The organism is Falsiroseomonas sp. E2-1-a20, assembly GCF_051433195.1.
GTDB lineage: Bacteria > Pseudomonadota > Alphaproteobacteria > Acetobacterales > Acetobacteraceae > Falsiroseomonas.
Genome location: NZ_JBHMFT010000131.1, coordinates 1 through 2,001, shown reverse-complemented (window position 1 = coordinate 2,001; position 2,001 = coordinate 1). Strand labels below are relative to the sequence as shown.

General features: G+C 69.7%; 2 protein-coding genes. Both read left to right on the top strand.

Annotated elements, in window-relative coordinates:
- The first annotated feature begins 811 nt into the window (after positions 1-811).
- Positions 812-1,675: a KilA-N domain-containing protein gene (locus tag ACFHPP_RS30875; RefSeq protein WP_437167053.1), complete on the top strand. Its 864-nt coding sequence runs from the start codon at positions 812-814 to the stop codon at positions 1,673-1,675.
- A 150-nt stretch (positions 1,676-1,825) separates the two neighbouring features.
- Complete coding sequence (locus ACFHPP_RS30870) at positions 1,826-1,948, top strand: hypothetical protein (RefSeq protein WP_437167052.1); 123 nt, start codon at positions 1,826-1,828, stop codon at positions 1,946-1,948.
- Positions 1,949-2,001 lie beyond the last annotated feature (53 nt).

The window sequence follows — 2,001 nt, the reverse complement described above, 5'->3', positions numbered from 1 at the left end:
CTGTCCGCCGGCATCGCCCTGGTGGTCCTGCGGATCGGAAAAACCGAAAGGCTCTCCCGGAAAGATCCTCATCACACCCAACATTAGGTGCGGAAGCCGTATCTGAATGCGTCGGCTGCAGAGAAGGCCGCACCACCACATTTCATTGCGAACTTGAAAGTACGAGATGGCATCTCCATATCTGGTGCTCGAGATGCACGAGCACGCCCGGCTCCGCGACGCCCTCGCTCCCCCGACTGCAACCTGTTCAGACTTCGGGGGCGAGGCCGTCTGAGCCCGCCGGGCGCTGGATCTGACCAAGGCCCCGGTAACGAGGCCCCCTGGCCATCCGGCGCCACCCCTGCTTCGGCAGGGGAGGGGGCGCTGGCCTCTCGCCACCCCTGTCATCCCACCTCGGCGGACACGGGCGGCGTCACCTCGACGCCGCCCGTGCCCGGCACCGCGCATCCGGCACTGAGCCGGCCGCCTCTGCGAACCATCCCCTGCCAGCGGTGGCACGGAGGGTGCTGACGACAGGGTTCACCCGGCGCCGCCCCGGTTCTTTGCCGGGGAGGGGGCGCCGGTCCGCCGCGTCACGACGCGGTATCTGCGTGGGCTGTTGCCCGCGCCCGCTACCACACCAGGCCTGGGTTCAGCCCGGCAGCCCCGCAGCGCGCCCTCCAGGGCCCGCCACGGCGGCGGCCGGGCTGAACCTCCGTCTGCCGCCTCCCCACCCCCCTCCGCCTTCTCCGCTCTCTCCGGCTGGTCTCGGCAGCTCCCAAGCCGACCGTCGCGGCCCCTTGAGCAAGGCCGAACCCGTGTTGGAGATCCCATGACCACCACCACCCTCAGCTACCAGGGCAGCCGCATTCGCCTGCGCGGCGCCATGCTGAACCTGACCGACATGTGGCAGGCCGCAGACCGGCCGCCGAACCGGCGCCCCTCCGACTGGCTCGCCCTCGAGGAGACCGGACGCTTCCGCACCCATGCAGGCACCCACGCGTCCGACGCCACCGACCTGTTCGCGCCAAATGCCGGCCTCGCCGGCATTTGCCACCTCGACAGCGACGGCCTCGTCGCCACCGTCCGCGGCAACCAGGGCGGCACCTGGGCACATTGGCAGCTCGCGCTGACCTACGCCCGCTACCTCTCGCCGCCGTTCCACCTCTGGTGCAACACCGTCCTCCGTGCCGCCATGCAGCGGCCGGACGACGCACCCGCAGCGGGCCATGACCCGCTGTGGGCGAACCTCGACCAGCAGTTCCAGCGGTTGCATCGCCGGCTCGACATCCTCGATGTCCTGGACCGGCATGCCGCCGACCTGATGTTCCTGACGCTCTCGACGCAGGATCTGCTGCTCGGCACCAGGCGGGATTTCTCGCCGGCGAGCCAGGCGGCCATCCGCCGCACGGTGGCAGCCGAGCCCTACGGTGGCCAGTGCCCCTGCTGCGAGAACGCGTCCGTGCTCACCCGAGCGGGCGGGTCGGCAGAGGGCGCCGAGTTCGACCACTTCTTCCATCGCGGCCTGAACCGGCCGGAGCATGGCTGGTTGATCTGCGCGAACTGCCACATCGAGCTGAACCGCGGCGGCTACCTGCTGCGGTTCAGCTACATGCCCAGGTTCCGTGCCTTCCAGGCGGCGGTGCTCGAGCAGCGCCACCGCGGCCGGATCGGCCACGGCCGCACAGCGGAGTAGCCGCCCATCCCAGCCCTCCCAAGCGGAGGGCGCCCAGAGCCCCATGACCTCACCACGAGGTCATGGGGCTCTTCGCGTTTGAGGCCGACGCGCTGAAAAGCGGAAGCCAAGGCGCGGGCGGAGCAGCGTGCAGCCGAGGAGTACTCGAACGTGAGCCGAGTGCGCCTGTTAGCTCCTATCTCGCCGATTGGGCCTCCCGAGCACTGGGCGCAGCCGCTCAAGACGCTGCTCGGCATCATGCTTGCCTCTAATCAGCCGATGTTCATCGCCTGAAGCCGCGTCCGCTCAGCCCGTTGCCGGAATCGAGTTGCTGGAGCGTGGGCGCT

Excerpts from the sequence above, each read along its gene's own strand:
- ACFHPP_RS30875 (WP_437167053.1), top strand. The coding sequence starts at position 812 with ATGACCACCACCACCCTCAGCTACCAGGGCAGCCGCATTCGCCTGCGC.